Source organism: Acidovorax sp. FW305-C-20-28, from assembly GCF_058783375.1.
Genome location: NZ_JBYSYM010000020.1, coordinates 95,978 through 112,040, shown reverse-complemented (window position 1 = coordinate 112,040; position 16,063 = coordinate 95,978). Strand labels below are relative to the sequence as shown.

The window sequence follows — 16,063 nt, the reverse complement described above, 5'->3', positions numbered from 1 at the left end:
AACACCTGAGTGAGTCCACCATGCATACCGTTTTTCTGCTCCTTTCCTTCCAATCCGTGCTCGGCGCCTTCGACAACCTCTGGCACCACGAATGGGAGGCGCGCCTGCCGCAGCGCCTGTCGGCGCGCCGCGAACTGGCGCTGCATGCGGCGCGCGAGGCGCTGTACGGCCTGGTCTTTCTGGGCCTGGCCTGGTTCGAATGGCGCGGCGCGATGGCCGGCGTGCTCGCGCTCGTGCTGGCGGCCGAGGTGCTGATCACCCTGGCCGACTTCCTCGAAGAAGACCGCACGCGCCGGCTGCCGCCCTTCGAGCGCCTGCTGCACACCGTGCTCACCATCAGCTATGGCGGCTTTGTGGCGCTGATGGTGCCCGTGCTGCTGGCCTGGGCGCGCCTGGACACCGCCCTGCACTTCACGCCGCACGGCGGAGTGTCGTGGTTGTTCACGGCCTATGGCGTGGGCGTGCTGGCCTGGAGCGTGCGCAACCTGCGTGCGGTGCTGCGGCTGCAGCGGCAGGCCACGCAGCCGGCGGCCCCTGCCCGCCCGGCCAGCGAGCGCAGCGGCCCGGCGGTGCTGGTCGCGGGGGGCACGGGCTTTCTCGGCGAGCTGCTGGTGCGCCAGTTGCTGGCCGAAGGCCGGCGCGTCATCGTGCTATCGCGCGACGGGCGGCAGGCAGAGGGCATGTTCGGCCCGGGCGCCTGGGTGGTGGAGCGGCTGGACCAGATCCCCAGCGAGACCCGCATCGGCGCCGTGGTGCACCTGGCGGGCGCCCGGGTGCTGAGCCGGCCCTGGACGGCGGCGCGCCGGCGCGCGCTGGTCGAGAGCCGCACGCAGGTGGCCATGGGCCTGGTGCAGTTGATGCGGCGGCTGCACCAGGTGCCCGAGGTGCTGGTCAGCGCCTCGGCCGTGGGCTACTACGGCGCGGCCAACAACCCCGCGGGCGCGGCCCTGGCCGAAGACGGCCCGCCCCGGCCGGGCGAGTTCCAGTCGGACCTGTGCGTAGCCATCGAGCACGAGGCGCGGCGCGCCGAAGCGCTGGGCGTGCGCGTGGTGCGGCTGCGCCTGGGGGTGGTGCTGGGCCGGAGCGATGGGGCCTACCCCATGCTGACCTTGAGCGCCCGCTTCGGGCTGGGCGCCGTGCTCGGCACCGGCCGGCAGCCCGCGCCCTGGATCCACAGCGCAGACGCCGTGGGCCTGCTGCGCCATGCGCTGGAGCAGCGCAGCCTGGACGGCGCCGTCAATGCCGTGGCGCCCGAGACCCCATCGCAGGAGGGCTTCAGCCGCGCGCTGGCGCAGTCCTTCGGCCGCAGGGTCTGGCTGCGCCTGCCGGGGGCGCCGCTGCGCGCGCTGCTGGGCGAAATGTCCACCCTGCTGCTCGACGGGCAGAACGTGGCGCCCCGGGCCGCGCTGCAGGCCGGCTACCGCTTCCAGTACCCGACCCTGGACGGGGCACTGCGAGAGCTGGCCAGATGAGGAAGAAATCAGGCGCGGGCGGCCCGGGCACGGCCACGCTGGTTCGACACCACCACGTTGTCCTTGGCCAGGGCCTGGCCATCGCGCACCGCGGCCAGCCAGCCCTCGGTGCTGGCCACGGCGGCAAAGTTGCTCTGGAAGACCACGCTGAACACGCGGTGGATCTCCTCGGCGCTGGCATAGCCCGCCGCGTTTTCGTAGGGCAGCGCGCCCGTGGCATCGGCGAGGAACTCCACCGCCAGCCCGCGGTGCATGGCCTCGAAGACGGTGGAAGCATCGCAGTTGTGCGTCATGTAGCCGATGATGCTCAGCGTGTCGATGCCGTTGTCGGCCACCCACTGCGCCAGGTCGGTGCCCGTGAAGGCGCTGGGCGTGGCCTTGGTGATCAGGTGGTCGCGGTGGCGGCGCGCCACCTCGGGGTGCAGCTGGCCGTTGTGGGCATCGGCCTGGAACACCGGCGCGCCCTTGGGCGCGTGGTGCTGCACCACCACCACCTTCACGCCGGCGGCGTGCGCGCCATCCATGGCCTGCAGGATGCGCGGCAGGCTCTGTGCCACGGGCGGGTATTCGATGGGCAGCAGGCCGCCGTCGAAGTACTCGTTCTGGACATCGATGACGATCAGGGCGCGGCGGGGAGAAGTCGACATGGCAAGGCTCCGTTTCAGTGGTTGATGGGTGGAATCTTAGGCAGCGGAGCGGCCTTTCGATAGCGGCCCGAATGCCAATCATCGATAGAATCGGGCCATGTTGACGCGCACCCCCTCGCCCCGGCCCGAAACCGTGGCCGTCGTCGCCTTCGACGGCATCAGCCCCTTTCACCTGTCGGTGCCCTGCCTGGTCTTCGGCGAGGACCGCGACGAGGACCGCAGCCACCGCTTCGCGCTCTCGGTCTGCGCTGCGGCACCCGGCGGGCTGCGCACCAATGCGGGCTTTGCGATCCATGTCACGCATGGCCTGGAAATTTTGCGCCGGGCCCAGATCATCGTCGTGCCCTCGTGGTTCGACGACACGCGTGCCGCGCCACCGGAGCTGCTGGACGCGCTGCGCCGCGCCCACCGCCGCGGCGCCACCATCGTGGGTCTGTGCCTGGGCGCCTTCGTGCTGGCCGAGGCGGGCCTGCTGGACGGCCGCACGGCCACCACCCACTGGCACCTGGCCGAGCGCTTTTCCGCGCGCTACCCCCAGGTCGATCTGCAGCCCGAGGTGCTGTACGTGGACCACGGCGACGTGCTCACCTCCGCCGGTACCGCGGCCGGCATCGACTGCTGCCTGCACCTGCTGCGCGTGCGCCACGGCGCCGAGGTGGCCAACCGCGCCGCGCGCCGCATGGTGGTGGCGCCGCACCGCCAGGGCGGGCAGGCCCAGTACATCGAGACGCCCGTGCGCGCCGCGCCCGAGCGCGACCGGCTCACGCCCGTGGTCGACTGGATGCGCGAGAACCTGCAGCAGCCGCACGACCTCGATGCCCTGGCCGGCAAGGCGCTGATGAGCCGCAGGAGCTTCACGCGCAACTTCCGCGAGGCCATGGGCACCACCGTGGGCCAGTGGCTGCTGCACCAGCGCCTGGCCCTGGCCCAGCGCCTGCTGGAGACCACCGAGGAATCCATCGACGCCGTGGCCGACCAGGCGGGCTTTGGCACGCCGGCCTCGCTGCGCCAGCACTTTGCGGCGAACCTGCAGGTCTCGCCGCTGGCCTACCGCAAGCAGTTCCGCACGAGCTAGTCACTCGACGCGGATGCGCGCCTGCTCCCGCGACGCATCGAACACCAGGGTCGAGGGCCAGTTCGGCCAGGGCACGCCCACGCCGCCCTGCGGGTTGCCCGTGGCCGCAAAGGCGCCAAGCGTGCCCATCATGGCCTCCGACAAGGCCTCGCGGCCGGGCCGGTTGGCGCTGCTGAAGCCGAAGGAGAACACACTGGGCCCGAAGTTGCCGAAGAAGAACGGCAGGTCCATGGCGTGCCCGGCGCCGTACACGGTGTTGAATGGCACAGGCTGCTGCGCCCAGTCGAAGCGGTAGCCCCAGATCTGCCCCGGCTGCTGCGTGGCCAGGGTGCCCAGCGACAGCGCGTTCTGCGAGGTCAATGCCAGGGTCAGCACCGAGGAAGCGGCGTTCCAGCCGAGCACGGGCTTGTCCACCGGCAGGTACAGGGGGTTGAGCAGGTCCGACTCGGCCAGGGTGGGCGGTGCGTCGGGGTTGAACTGGTACTGCAGGCCAAAGCGCTCGTACTCATCGGGCTTGAAGGCGCCGATGGCACCGCCAAAGAGCTTGCCCTCCTCGCGCGTGTTGCCGGCCAGCATGGGCACGCGGTGGTAGCGCCCGGCGAGGATGGCGACATGCGGCTCCAGCGGCAGCACATGGCCGTCGACGAACACCGGCGGTGCCGTGCCCTGCCCTGCCGCGGCCTCGGCGCGCAGCAGCGCGCCGCTGGTCTGGCCGCGCAGGTAGGCCGCGACCTGGGCCTTGCTCTGCGTGAGCAGGTAGAGCTCAGCCGTCCAGGCGTTGCTGGCCTTGCCATCGGCGATGAGCAGGGCCTGCAGCAGCGAGCGCGCATAGGCCCGCGCCGGCAGGCTGCCAGCCGTGAGAATGCCGCCGCTCATGGCCACGGCCCGGTGGAACAGCCCGCCGGCCGCGGGTGCGGTGAGCAGCGCCCAGGTGTTGACGGCGCCCGCCGATTCGCCCGCCAGCGTGACCTTGCCAGGGTTGCCGCCAAAGGCCGCGATGTTGGCCTTCACGTACTTCAGCGCCTGGATCTGGTCCAGCGTGCCGAAGTTGCCCGAGTCGGCCACGGGCTCACCGGTCTTGAGCTGCGCCATGTCCAGCCAGCCGAACAGGCCCAGCCGGTAGTTGATGGTGACCACGACCGCTTTGGCCTTGGCCGCCAAGGCCGCGCCGTCGTAGATCGGGTCGGCCGCATAGCCCGAGATGTTGCTGCCGCCGTGCACGAAGACGATCACGGGCAGGTCGGCGTCGGGCGTGGCCGGGCGCCAGATGTTCAGGGTCAGGCAGTCCTCGGCGCCCACGGGTTGGCCGAAGCCCTCGCGCACGGCCAGGCCGTAGGGCGCACCGCCCGGGGCGGGGCTGAAGGTGCGGCCCATCTGCGCACACGATGCGCCGTAGCGGTCGGCGGCGCGCGCCTGGGTCCAGGGCTCGGGGTCCACCGGCGGCATCCAGCGCAGTGCACCGACGGGCGGTTTGGCATACGGCAGGCCCAGCCAGGAATAGGTCTGGGTGGCGGCATCCTCGCGCCCGGTAACGGGGCCCTGCGCGGTCTGGCGCAGCGTGGCCGCGGGCGGCACCTGCAGTGCGGCCTGCTTGCCGAAGCTGCCGCTGCCGGCGTCCTGCTCCGAACCGCCGCCGCAACCGGCGAGGACGGCCGCCAGCGCGAGCGCGGCCAGGGTGAAACGGGTGTGTCCCATGGGGTGTGTCTCCTGATCGTTCTTGCCAGTGAAGGGGTGGCTTGTGCAACGCCCACGGCCCGCCCTTGCAGGCCAGGCCCGGCAATGCCAAGTCCCCGTGGGGAATCCAAAGGAAGGAGCCCCCCGCGAGCGCGGGGGGTCAGAGGGTTCGGCCGGCTTACTTCACCGTGTCGAACAAGGCACGCGCCTGCGCAAAGCAGAACGGTGGCGCATAGCTGCCGTGGTAGCCGCCGTAGTACCTGGCAAAGGCCGGGTTGGCCGGGTCGGTGGGCGCCGCGCCGTTGGTGCCGAAGGCCGCCTGCACCTGGGCGTCCACATCCACCGCCGTCACGTGGCTGGCGCCGCGCGCGTCGAGCAGCGCCTTGAAGGCCTTCTGGTTGACCGCGTAGGGAATGGTCGGGTCGGCCGAGCCCTGGCACAGCAGCGTGCGGGCGCGCGGCGTCCAGTCCATCAGGTCGTTGCGCCTGGCCGCCAGGTACACCGGGTTCTGGTTGTTGGTCACATAGTCGGCCAGAAAGGCCGGCTGCAGGATGGCGGCGCGCGCCTGCTCGGGCGACTCGCCGTTGGCCCCGGGCAGGGCGCCGCTGGTGACCATGGTGGTGAAGTTCAGCGTGCGCGAGGGGATCAGGTTCTCGATGGTGTCGGCATAAGGCTTGCGGAACACCGTGTTCACGTCGCTGTAGATGTTGCCGTAGGTCTTTTGCCAGGCCGTGATGGCCAGGGGCACGAAGACCTGCACCCCGGCGATGGGCAGGCGGGCCGAGTCCGACACATTGAACGGCGCACCCATGAGGGCTGCGCCGACGATGTTGAGCTCGGCCGCGTTGTCGCGCTCGCCGTTGCGCTGCGCGGCCGAGGCCGCATGCCCGCCCTGCGAGTAGCCGGCCAGCATGACCTTGCCCGAGAGGTTGGCGCCCACGCCCGCCGCCGCGTTGCGCGCCGCGCGGATGGAGTCGATCACCGAGGCCGCCTCCGAATCGGCATGCAGGTAGGGGTGGTAGGGAAAGGTCGACTTGGCGTAGCCCAGGTAGTCCGTCAGCACCACGGCATAGCCCTGCGCAGCGAGGAAGCCCATGGCCATGCCGGTCTCGGCATCGGTGGCGCTGGCCATGGTGCGCCCCTGGGCCACATCGGTGCCGCGCGCATAGGCCACCAGCGGCGCGGGCCCGCTGCAGGCGGCCCCGGTGGGCACCAGCATGGCGCCCGAGACGTTGGCCTCGGCGTTCTTGGGGTCCACGGTGCGGTAGTTGAGCGCGACGATCTTCACGTCGCAGCGCGCCTTGCCGGTCAGCGCCTGCAGGCCGCCCGCGGCCATGGCGGCGTCGATCTGCGCGGCCGAGAGCGTGGCCACGCTGGCCGGCGCCTCCAGCAGCGCGCCGCGCGCCGGCCCATCATCGCCCCCGCCGCCGCAGGCCGACAGCAGCCCGGTCAATGCGGCAGCCCCGCACCACAGTCCATTGCGTTTCGTCATCCTGTTGTCTCCTTCTTGGTTATTGACACCAGTATCGAAGGGAGCGTCGGTCCGGGGAATGACGGGGCCGGCCAATGGGTGTCCGCTGCGGACACCCTGGAGGGAATCGATCAGCCCTGCAGGAAGCCCGCCGCGCGGCGGTACTCGCTCGGCGACTTGCCGGTCCAGCGCTTGAAGGCGTGGCGAAAGCTCACCGCGTCGCTGAAGCCGATGGCCGCGGCGATGTCGTCGGCCCCCATGCGCGTGCTGCTCAGGTAGTCGATGGCCAGGGCCTTGCGCACGCTGGACAGCAGGTCGGTGAACGAAGTGCCCTCGGCCTCCAGCTTGCGCCGCAGGGTGCGCGAGGTCATGCACAGCGCCTCGGCGACGACCTCGATGTCCGGGAACTGGCCCGGCGTGCGCGTGAGCTCCTGGTACACGCGCCGGGTGATGCCGGCGTGCCACTTGAACTCGTCGAGCAGGCGCATGCACTGGCTGGAGACATGGGCCGCCGTGATGGGGTTGGCCAGCTGGGGCGCGCGCTCCAGCCAGGCGGCCGGGTAGCTCAGCGTGTTCTGCGGCTGGCCGAAGGACAGCGGGCACTCCAGCAGCTGCGCCAGCAGCGCGGCGTGGGGCGGCTCGGGGCAGGTGAAGCAGGCCTGCTGCGGCACGCACCAGGGGCCCATGATGTCCTTGAACAGGGTGACATGCACGGCGAACTGCAGGTCGATGAGCAGGCGGTAGAGCGCCGCGTCCACGTCGCGCACGAGCAGGCTGTCGTGCGAGGGCAGCAGCCAGGTGGCCAGGCCCTGCTGCTCGACCCACTTGATCTGCAGCATGCCGTTGGCCAGCTGGTGGAACTTCACGCCGGTGTCGAACATCTGGCGCATGGATTCGGAGCACAGCAGCGCATAGCCGTACATGCCGTAGCACGAGGCATGCAGGCGCGCGCCCACGCGCACGCCGGCCTCCCAGCCCCGGGGCAGGTGCACGACGTTGCGCACGGCCTGCAGGAACTGCGAAGGCGAGGTGAGCGTGAAGGGGTCTTGCACCGCCGCCCGGTCCAGCCCGGTGCCGGCCAGCACGGCCCCCACGGGCCAGCCCAGCTCCTGCGCCACCTCGACCAGCACCGAGAGCTTGGAGGGCGCGAAACGCTTCTCGCCCGCCGCGGCCGTGGAGGCCTGGCTCCAGGGGCGCTGGACCGCCGCCATGGCCGCCCGGGCCGGGTCCGCGCGCTGCGCCGCGCCCTGTGCAAGGTGGGAGTACATGCCGCGATGGTGCCGCGGGGCCCCGCTCCCGGCTACCCGGAAAGTCCCTTAGGCCGGAGCTCAGGACGGGGCCGCGGCCTACTCGGGCTGCAGGTCGATCGATTGGCCCACCCGCTGGTAGCGCGTGATTTCCGAGGCGTAGAAGGCCGCCGCCTTGGGCAGGGTCATGGGCTCGGCGGGAATCACGCCCGTGGCCTCCAGGCTCTTGCGGAACTGCGGCTGGCGCAGCGCCGTGTTCACGGCCGCGTGCACCTTGGCGACCACGGCCTCGGGCACGTTGCGGTTCGCCATCACGGCGCCCCAGAGGTCGAAGTTGAAGTCCTTGACCAGCTTGCTCTCGTTCAAGGTCGCCACATTCGGGAAGGCCGGGTGGCGCGTGGTGCCGGTGTAGCCGATGGCCTTGAACTTGCCCGTCTGCAGCAGCCCGGGCACCGGCCCGCCCATCGCGAGAAAGCCCATGTCGATCTGCCCGCCCGCCAGGTCGGTGATCATCTGCTGCGCGCCCCGGTAGGGCACATGCACCATCTTCACGCCCGTGTCCTGGGCAAAGCGCTCGGCCACCAGGTGGTAGGCCGAGCCGCGGCCCACGCTGCCGTAGTTGAGCCCGGCCGCACCGCTGCGCGAGCGGGCCAGCGCCACGAACTCGGCCACGCTGTTCACCGGCAGCTCGGAGCGCACCACCATCATCAGGTAGGTGGAGACCACGGGCGCCACCATGCGAAAGGCGTCGGGCTGGTACTTGGCACCGGCCACGGCCATGGGCGTCTGGATGAGCTCGATGGGCGTGCCGAACATCAGCGTGTAGCCATCGGCCGGCAGGTTGAGCACGCGCTGCGCGCCCAGTGCACCGCCCACGCCGGCCGTGTTCTCCACGATGACGGGCTGGCCCAGCTCCTTTTGCAGGGCCGGTGCCGTCGCGCGCGCCAGCGCGTCGGCCTGCCCGCCGGCCGGAAACGGCGCCAGCAGGGTGATGGGGCGCGTGGGGTAGGTCTGCTGCGCCTGCGCGGTGCTGCACAGGGCGGTGGAGACCAGCAGGAGCAAGGGAAGCCAGGTTCTGAAAGGGCGCACGGTCGGTTCTCGCAGGGATGGTGGAGGGGGGCCGCCACTATCGCCCGCATGCCCTGGCGTGAGAATGATCGCTGTGACCAGTTTCGGGCCCGAATCGGACAAGCAAGCCAGCACGCCCGCCCGGCCGTCAGTGGCTGGCGCGCCGGGACGGCCCGGGCGCGGGCAGCCGCAGGCTGAGCAGCACCGACACCAGGATGATGGCGCCCACGATCGCCAGCGACCAGTGCGTGGGCAGGTGGAACCAGGGCGTGGCCAGCATCTTGCCGCCGATGCAGACCAGCACCAGGGCCAGGCCGTACTTGAGCAGGCGAAAGCGCTGGGCCATGTCGGCCAGCAGAAAGTACAGGGCTCTGAGCCCCATCACGGCAAAGATGTTGGAGGTGAACACGATGAAGGGGTCGGTGGTCACGGCAAAGATGGCCGGGATGCTGTCCACCGCGAACACCAGGTCGCTGGCCTCGATCATCACGAGCACCAGCAGCATGGGTGTGGCATGGCGCACGCCGCCGATGCGCACGAAGAAGGCCTGGCCGTGAAAGCCCGGCGTGATGCGCAGGTGGCCACGCAGCCAGCGCAGCAGGGGGTTGCTGTCCAGGTCGGGCTGGTGCTCGGCCAGCACCAGCATCTTGATGCCGGTGACCACGAGGAACAGGCCGAAGACGTACAGCACCCAGGCGAACTGCGACACCAGCCAGACGCCGCCCAGCACCATGGCCGCGCGCATCACGATCGCGCCCAGCACGCCATACAGCAGCACGCGGCGCTGCAGCTCGGGCGGCACGGCGAAGTAGCCGAAGACCATCACGAACACGAACATGTTGTCCACCGACAGGGCCTGCTCGATCAGGTAGCCGGTGAAGAACTCCAGCGCCTTGCGGTTGGCGACCTCGCGCCCGGCCGCGCCATCCAGGTACCACCACAGCAGCGCGCCGAAGCCGCAGGCCAGCACCACCCAGGCCGCCGCCCAGCCCGCGGCCTCGCGCGGCGCAACGCGGTGGGCCTTGTTGCCGCCCAGCACGAACAGGTCCAGCGCCAGCATGGCCAGCACGAAGGCGATGAAGCCGGCCCACATCGGGCCGGTGGCCAGGGTGTCGATGCTGCCGGTCATGGGCAGGCCCCCGCGCTGCGCCGCCTCAGTTGGCGGCCATCCACAGCACGAGCAGGCCCGCACCCAGCCCCGCGGGAATGCCATAGCGCTCCAGCTTCGAGGCGGGCTCGCCGGCGATCACCTCCACGGGCACGCTGGTGCGCTCGATCACCTGGTTGGTGATCGAGTTCTCGACCATGCGCACCAGCGAACTCTTGCGCCCCGTGCTCATGACGATGCAGTCGCAGCCGAGCCGGCGCGCGGTCTCCACGATGCAGTCGGCCTTGTCGCCGACCTCCATGTGCACGGTGTAGGGCACGCCGGCCTCGTCCAGCGCCTGGCGCACCGGGGCCAGCGCCAGCGCGGACTGCTCGCGGTGCAGGTCCATGCGGTCGCTCTTGCTGCTGAAATCGCAGACATGCTGCGAGAACGGCGGCTGCACGTTGAGCACATGGATTTCAAGATCCCGGTTCTTGCCGAACTCGCCGATGGCATGGCGCAGGCCATGCGCCGCGTTGGCGGAACCATCCGATGGCACAAGGACTCTCAACATGGCTGCCTCCTTCCGGTGGACCGGTGTGGTGGCCCCACGCCCAGGGGCTGGGGCCGGTCTCCACGATAGCCCTGCGGCGGCTTTGTCAAAGCAGATAATTGGGAAGCAACAGTTCTGAAAAACCGGACAGTGCATGGGCCCCGACTTCAGCTACCGGCACCTCTACTACTTCTGGGTCGTCGCCAAGGAAGGGGGCGTGGCGCGCGCCGCGGAACGCCTGGGCATGGCCGTGCAGACCGTGAGCACCCAGGTGCGCGAGCTCGAACGCGCGCTCGGCTATGCCCTGCTCAAGCCCGCGGGGCGCGGGGTGGCGCTCACCGAGGCGGGCCTGGCCGCGCTGCGCCAGGCCGAGCAGATCTTCCAGCTGGGCGAGCAGTTGCCGGCCGCCGTGCGCGATGCGGCGGGCGCGCCCACGGTGCGCCTGGTGGTGGGCATCTCCGACCAGTTGCCCAAGCTGGCCGTGCGCAGCCTGATGCAGCCGGTGATGCAGGCGCCGCACCTCAAGCTGCTGTGCCTGGTGGACGAGTTCGAAGACCTGCTGGGCGACCTGGCGCTGCACCGGCTCGACGTGGTGCTGGCCGACCGCGCCGCACCGCCCAACCCCAGCCTCAAGGTCTACAGCCACCCGCTCGCCTCGTCGGCCCTGGCCTGGTACGCGCCGCCCGCGCTGTACGCCGCTGCGCGGCGCGGCTTTCCGCAGTCGCTGGCGCAGGTGCCCGTGCTGCTGCCCACCACCCATGCCGCCGTGCGCGCCCGGCTCGACCAGTGGTTCGAACGCCAGGCCATCCGGCCCAACGTGACCGGGGAGTTCGAGGACAGCGCCCTGCTCAAGACCTTTGGCGCCGCGGGCATGGGCGTGTTCCCGATGGCGGGCCTGGTGCACGACGAGTTGACGGCCCACTATGGCGTGAAGCGCGTGGGCGCCTGCGCAGGCGTGGAGGAGCACTTCTTTGCCATCGCCGCGCACAAGAAGGTGCTGCACCCGCTGGTGGAGCGGCTGCTGCCGACCGGCCATTAGGGGGATCGCCGTCAGTCCCCGCTTGGCGGGGCAGCCCCCTATTCGCGCGGCAGCTTGCGGACCGCGGCCGGCACCCGCTCGCGCAGGGCCGCGGGCACGTCCTCGATGGCACGGGCGCTGTGGCGCACGGCGTAGGCGCAGACGGTGAGCGTGCGCAGGGCCTCGGGCACCGCGCCCAGGTTCCAGCCCGCGTTGCGCACATGCGCGATGCAGGCCGCCTCGCCGAGCATGCTGGCGGGGATCTGCCCGAACTGCTTGAACTTGCGCTCCAGCGCGATGGCATAGCGCTCGGGCGTCATGAGGCGGCGCGGCACGAAGCGCACGGTGCGTTCATCGTCTTGCAGCGCGGCATCCACCATGGCGTGGGTGATGCGCTCGCGCGGGATGTCGCCCAGCAGGTCGGGCTGCGCGCGCAGCCGCTCCACCAGCGCCGCATCGTCGACCGCCAGCGCCCGGGCGGTGTGTTCCCGGGCCAGGGCCTGGAGCCAGCGCGTGTCTTCGGCGCGGTTCCACATCGCGACGTAGGGCGACTCGCGCGCGAGCACGTTGGCGGCCTCGCGCGCGGCCTCTTCGGGGCGGCCCAGCGCGCGCCAGGCGCTGGCCATCACGTAGTGCATGTCGGCCGCGCGGCCCTGCTTGCGCTGCGCATCCGCAATGGCGCCCTGGTGGTCGCCGGCCCAGAGCCGGGCCCAGGCGCGGTAGGCGTGCCACTCGCTGCCCGCCTCCGGCGCATCGGGCTGCTTCTTCTTGCGCGCGCTTTTCGCCAGCTCCGCGTCGATGAGCTGCGTGGTCACCTCCACCCGCAGGGCTGGGGGCACTTCCATGAACTGGTTCCAGGACTCCTGGAGCGCCGCAACGCAGACCTCCACGCTGCGCAGGGCCTCGGGAATCAGGGCCAGCGACTGGCCGTTGTTGCGCACCGCCAGCAGGCACAGCTGGGGGGTCAGCAAATGGGCCGGGATGGCGTCGATCCGGTCACCGCGGTAGCGCACGGCGGCTTCGGCCAGGGCGGGTGTGATCCTGGCGGGGTCGAGGTCGCGGATGTTGTCCAGACTGGTGCTGAGGGCGGCCTCTTCCACCGCGTCGGTGCGCAGCCAGTGCGCCACGGTGCGCAGGGGCGCATGCGCGCGCACGGCCGCCAGCGCCATCGCCGGCGTGAGCAGGCCGGCCCACACGCCGTGCAGGCTGTTGTGGTTCCACTGCCGGGGCACGCGGCTGTGCTCCTGGTCGCGCCAGTCCCAGTCGGGCTGGCCCGCGTACAGCGCGCGCGCCAGGGCCAGGCCTTCGGCCGTCATGCAGCGGGGCGGGATCTGCGTGGCCTTGTCCACCCCCTGGCGCACCAGGGCCTCCAGGCGCTCGGGCGTCTGCCAGCGCGCGGGCACGTCTTCCAGCGCTGCGGTCCAGTCGGCCACCGCCGCATCCACCATGGCGTCGTCCAGCCACTGTGCCGGCACCCGGCCGATGGAGCGGCCACTGCGGGCCACGGTGTGCAGCCATTCCTCGCGCGTCTGCGGTTCGCGGGGCGCCTCGGGCGGGTCGTCAGCACCCGCGCCAGTCGTGCCCCCACCGCCCCCACCGCCCTCCCCGGCCGGCAGGGCCTGCTGGCGTGCGCGCAGCGCCGTCTGCAGCGCATCCACGCTCGGTGCCGCCATCAGCCACAGCTCCCACCAGGCATCGCCGTCGCCAGAGTCATCCACCTTGTAGAGCGACAGCCACTGCTCGCGCGACTCACGCAGCACGCCGCTGTCTCCCGGCAGGGCGCGGCCCATCGGCACGGCCCAGGCGGGCGGCAGGTGGCCGGCGGGGTACCACCAGGGGACTTTGTGCTCGGGGTCCAGCACCGGCGGGCCATGGTGCGCGGTCAGGGCCTGCAGCACCGCCGCGTGGGCCTGCTCCACGGCACCGGCCAGCAGCGGGCCCAGGAACTCGTAGTGCCCGCTGTGTTCTTCGCCCAGGTAGGTGCGCGCCAGCCGCCGCGTGCGCACCGCATGGCGCACCGGGGCGGCGTCCTCGTCCGCTTCGTCGTCCTCGTCGCAGGCAGGCCCGCCCTCCAGCGCCGCGCCCGCCGCCAGGCCGTGCAGGCCAGCCTCGGCCTCGGCCAGCAGGGCCCGGGCCACGGCCACCGCATCCTGGTGCGCGGCGGGCTGGGGGTGGAAGAACGGCTGCAGCGGCCCCACGGCCCCCTCCTGCACCGCGCTGCGCCACAGCGGGCTGCCATCGGCGGCCTGCAGCACCACCTGCGCCCCCTCGGCCACGGCACGCCAGACCACGGCGCCGGCCCGGTCGATCCAGGCCACCTGGCCATCGCGTGTGAGAAACGGCACCAGCGGCGTGCCGCGCTCCTCGGCGGGTATCCAGCCCTCGGCGTCGGTCAGCGGCTCCAGCAGCAGCGCAGCGTCCACCGGCAACACGCTGCCATCGGCGTGCAACAGGCCCCAGGCCGCGGGGACGGCCTCGTCGCCATCGCCGCTGCTGCGGGTGCGCACCACGGCAAAGCCGCAGGCGGGCCGGAAATGGGTGCCCCAGGCCAGGGCCGGGGTGGCCAGCGGCGTGCCGTCGGCGCACAGAAAGCGGCTGCCTTCGGCGTCACTGGCCACCCGGCCGCAGGCCATGTACCGGGCCAGGTGGGCATCGCCCTGCACGGCGACCCGGCCCTGGGCATCGAGGTAGGCGCAATCGTCTTCGTCCCCATCGTCGGGCCCTTCGCAGTAGGCCAGGCCGGCGCTGTTGAAGGCGTCGATCAGCGCATAGCTGGGTGTGAGCACCCACTCTCCACGTGTATCTATCAGGCCCCAACGGTCGCCGTCGAGCGAGGCGGGGGTCACTTCCAACTCATCAAAGGGCTCGGCCGCCTGGAAGCGCGGCGCGATGGCCCAGCCCCCCTCCCGGTCCACAAAGCCGTGCAAGCGCTCGCCGCCCTGCGGATCCCACGGGACTGCGCGGGCCAGGCCGTTGGCGCCGAATTCGCTGAGGTCGTGGAAACGCGCCTCCGAGGTGAAGCGCCCCTCGCGGTCGAGGATGCGCCATTCGCCCTCGCCCACCCGCGCCGCCGACAGGCCGCGCCGGAACGGCCGCACATCCAGAAAGCGCGGCGCCACCGCCACCGCCCCTGCCAGGTCCACAAAGCCCCACAGCCCGCCCTGCTGGAAACGCGCCAGGCCGTCGACGGAATAGCCGCGCGCATTCTCCAGCGTGGGCGGCACCCGCCAGCGGCCCCCGGCATCGATGAAACCCCAGCGCCCATCCTCCGCCTGGGCGGCGGAGATCCAGCCCCCCTGCCCATCGGCGTGGAAGCCCAGCAGCGCCTGCAGCCCCTCGGCCGGGCGCGTGGCCTTGCCGGCGTGCACGATCACCAGGGCCTGGCGGCCACGCTCGGGCGACAGGGGGATGCGGGCGATCCAGGGGGCGGCGGGAGGGGTGGCGGCGGCGGTGGCGGGCTGGTGGGGGTCCATGGGCGTGAACAGGTGCTGTGGCCGCCGATGGTAGCGATACCCGCCCCCGCATCCGTCGCCGATCACCACACGGACCTGGGCCGGGCTCCTACACCCGGGCCCAGGCACGCTCCCTAGACTGTGGACAAGCGATTTTCGGCCGGCTTGGCAGGGCAAAGCCCGGTGGAAGGAACCTTGGGGACGCATGCCAGTCCATGGCAAATCGTGGCCCGGACACCCCGGCAATCACCCAGCCGCAGCAGGGGAACTTCGGCTTTAGCACTCACTCAAAGAGAGTGCTAATATCACGGCTTAGAGGAAAGGATTCCCGGAATGAACATTCAATCTGGAACCGTTACGACGACTTTGGCGCCCGCCAACCCATGGGCGCTGGTGCCCCCGCTGGGCAATCTGGACGCTTATATTTCGGCCGTCAACCGCCTGCCCCTGCTCACCCACGAGGAAGAGCAGACCTATGCACGCGCTCTCAAGGACAACAACGACCTGGACGCCGCCGGCCGGCTGGTGATGTCGCACCTGCGCCTGGTCGTCTCCATCTCGCGCCAGTACCTGGGCTATGGCCTGCCGCACGGCGACCTGATCCAGGAAGGCAATGTGGGCCTGATGAAGGCCGTCAAGCGCTTCGACCCCGACCAGGGCGTGCGCCTGGTGAGCTATGCCATGCACTGGATCAAGGCCGAGATCCACGAATACATCCTCAAGAACTGGCGCATGGTCAAGGTGGCGACCACCAAGGCCCAGCGCAAGCTGTTCTTCAATCTGCGGTCCATGAAGCAGGGTTTCAAGGCCGATGCGGCCGCCGCCGATGCCGCCACGCACCGCGACACCCTGTCGGACCGCGAGATCGACGCCGTGGCCGAGCAGCTCAACGTCAAGCGCGAAGAAGTCATCGAGATGGAAACCCGCCTGTCGGGTGGCGATGTGCTGCTCGACCCGGCCCCATCGGACGATGGCGAGCAGGCCTTCGGCCCGATCGCCTACTTGGCCGACGCCTCCCATGAGCCCACGGCCATGATCGAATCGCGCCAGCGCGACTACCTGGCCACCGACGGCATTGCCGACGCCCTGGCCAGCCTGGACGAGCGCAGCCGCCGCATCGTGGAAGAGCGCTGGCTCAAGGTCAACGACGACGGCACGGGCGGCATGACGCTGCACGAGCTGGCCGCCGTGTACGGCGTGAGCGCCGAGCGCATTCGCCAGATCGAAGTGGCCGCCATGAAGAAGATGAAGAAGGCGCTGGCGGAATACGCATAAGTATCCGCATAAGCATCGATCCGC

General features: G+C 71.1%; 12 protein-coding genes. 4 read left to right on the top strand and 8 right to left on the bottom strand.

Annotation, left to right across the window (positions count from 1 at the left end; all coding sequences use genetic code 11):
* The first annotated feature begins 20 nt into the window (after positions 1-20).
* Entirely contained in the window at positions 21-1,472 is a 1,452-nt protein-coding gene (locus tag AC3WOH_RS22025) for a TIGR01777 family oxidoreductase (protein WP_492231462.1), read from the top strand.
* 8 nt (positions 1,473-1,480) lie between these two features.
* On the opposite strand, the gene AC3WOH_RS22020 is transcribed toward AC3WOH_RS22025, so the two are convergent.
* Entirely contained in the window at positions 1,481-2,119 is a 639-nt protein-coding gene (locus AC3WOH_RS22020) for a cysteine hydrolase family protein (protein WP_492231461.1), read from the bottom strand.
* Between the two features lie 97 nt (positions 2,120-2,216).
* Between AC3WOH_RS22020 and AC3WOH_RS22015 the strand changes: the two genes are divergently transcribed.
* A complete protein-coding gene (locus AC3WOH_RS22015; RefSeq protein WP_492231460.1) occupies positions 2,217-3,194 on the top strand; it encodes a GlxA family transcriptional regulator in 978 nt (325 codons plus the stop codon).
* On the opposite strand, the gene AC3WOH_RS22010 is transcribed toward AC3WOH_RS22015, so the two are convergent.
* The 6 genes from AC3WOH_RS22010 to AC3WOH_RS21985 form a co-directional block, all read right to left on the bottom strand.
* Positions 3,195-4,889: a carboxylesterase/lipase family protein gene (locus AC3WOH_RS22010; RefSeq protein ID WP_492231459.1), complete on the bottom strand. Its 1,695-nt coding sequence runs from the start codon at positions 4,887-4,889 to the stop codon at positions 3,195-3,197.
* Between the two features lie 157 nt (positions 4,890-5,046).
* On the bottom strand, positions 5,047-6,360 hold the full coding sequence (locus tag AC3WOH_RS22005; RefSeq protein ID WP_492231458.1) for a lipase family protein: 1,314 nt from the start codon (positions 6,358-6,360) through the stop codon (positions 5,047-5,049).
* A 110-nt stretch (positions 6,361-6,470) separates the two neighbouring features.
* Positions 6,471-7,607: an AraC family transcriptional regulator gene (locus AC3WOH_RS22000; protein ID WP_492231457.1), complete on the bottom strand. Its 1,137-nt coding sequence runs from the start codon at positions 7,605-7,607 to the stop codon at positions 6,471-6,473.
* Between the two features lie 78 nt (positions 7,608-7,685).
* On the bottom strand, positions 7,686-8,675 hold the full coding sequence (locus AC3WOH_RS21995; protein WP_492231456.1) for a Bug family tripartite tricarboxylate transporter substrate binding protein: 990 nt from the start codon (positions 8,673-8,675) through the stop codon (positions 7,686-7,688).
* Between the two features lie 127 nt (positions 8,676-8,802).
* On the bottom strand, positions 8,803-9,783 hold the full coding sequence (locus AC3WOH_RS21990) for a TerC family protein (protein WP_492231455.1): 981 nt from the start codon (positions 9,781-9,783) through the stop codon (positions 8,803-8,805).
* Between the two features lie 25 nt (positions 9,784-9,808).
* The gene (locus AC3WOH_RS21985) at positions 9,809-10,315 is read right to left on the bottom strand and encodes a universal stress protein (RefSeq protein ID WP_492231454.1); all 507 of its coding nucleotides are present in this window, start codon (positions 10,313-10,315) and stop codon (positions 9,809-9,811) included.
* A gap of 133 nt (positions 10,316-10,448) precedes the next feature.
* Here AC3WOH_RS21985 and AC3WOH_RS21980 point away from each other — a divergent pair, with 133 nt between their 5' ends.
* A complete protein-coding gene (locus AC3WOH_RS21980) occupies positions 10,449-11,333 on the top strand; it encodes a LysR family transcriptional regulator (protein ID WP_492231453.1) in 885 nt (294 codons plus the stop codon).
* 38 nt (positions 11,334-11,371) lie between these two features.
* Here the strand turns inward: AC3WOH_RS21980 and AC3WOH_RS21975 are convergent, their stop codons facing one another.
* Positions 11,372-14,785: a WG repeat-containing protein gene (locus AC3WOH_RS21975; protein WP_492231452.1), complete on the bottom strand. Its 3,414-nt coding sequence runs from the start codon at positions 14,783-14,785 to the stop codon at positions 11,372-11,374.
* A gap of 312 nt (positions 14,786-15,097) precedes the next feature.
* Here AC3WOH_RS21975 and rpoH point away from each other — a divergent pair, with 312 nt between their 5' ends.
* Positions 15,098-16,039, top strand: coding sequence for an RNA polymerase sigma factor RpoH (rpoH, locus tag AC3WOH_RS21970; RefSeq protein WP_492231451.1), 942 nt, complete (start codon positions 15,098-15,100; stop codon positions 16,037-16,039).
* Positions 16,040-16,063: the final 24 nt, after the last annotated feature.

Excerpts from the sequence above, each read along its gene's own strand:
- AC3WOH_RS22025 (WP_492231462.1), top strand. The coding sequence starts at position 21 with ATGCATACCGTTTTTCTGCTCCTTTCCTTCCAATCCGTGCTCGGCGCC.
- AC3WOH_RS22020 (WP_492231461.1), bottom strand. The coding sequence starts at position 2,119 with ATGTCGACTTCTCCCCGCCGCGCCCTGATCGTCATCGATGTCCAGAAC.
- AC3WOH_RS22015 (WP_492231460.1), top strand. The coding sequence starts at position 2,217 with ATGTTGACGCGCACCCCCTCGCCCCGGCCCGAAACCGTGGCCGTCGTC.
- AC3WOH_RS22010 (WP_492231459.1), bottom strand. The coding sequence starts at position 4,889 with ATGGGACACACCCGTTTCACCCTGGCCGCGCTCGCGCTGGCGGCCGTC.
- AC3WOH_RS22005 (WP_492231458.1), bottom strand. The coding sequence starts at position 6,360 with ATGACGAAACGCAATGGACTGTGGTGCGGGGCTGCCGCATTGACCGGG.
- AC3WOH_RS22000 (WP_492231457.1), bottom strand. The coding sequence starts at position 7,607 with ATGTACTCCCACCTTGCACAGGGCGCGGCGCAGCGCGCGGACCCGGCC.
- AC3WOH_RS21990 (WP_492231455.1), bottom strand. The coding sequence starts at position 9,783 with ATGACCGGCAGCATCGACACCCTGGCCACCGGCCCGATGTGGGCCGGC.
- AC3WOH_RS21985 (WP_492231454.1), bottom strand. The coding sequence starts at position 10,315 with ATGTTGAGAGTCCTTGTGCCATCGGATGGTTCCGCCAACGCGGCGCAT.
- AC3WOH_RS21980 (WP_492231453.1), top strand. The coding sequence starts at position 10,449 with ATGGGCCCCGACTTCAGCTACCGGCACCTCTACTACTTCTGGGTCGTC.
- AC3WOH_RS21975 (WP_492231452.1), bottom strand. The coding sequence starts at position 14,785 with ATGGACCCCCACCAGCCCGCCACCGCCGCCGCCACCCCTCCCGCCGCC.
- rpoH (WP_492231451.1), top strand. The coding sequence starts at position 15,098 with ATGAACATTCAATCTGGAACCGTTACGACGACTTTGGCGCCCGCCAAC.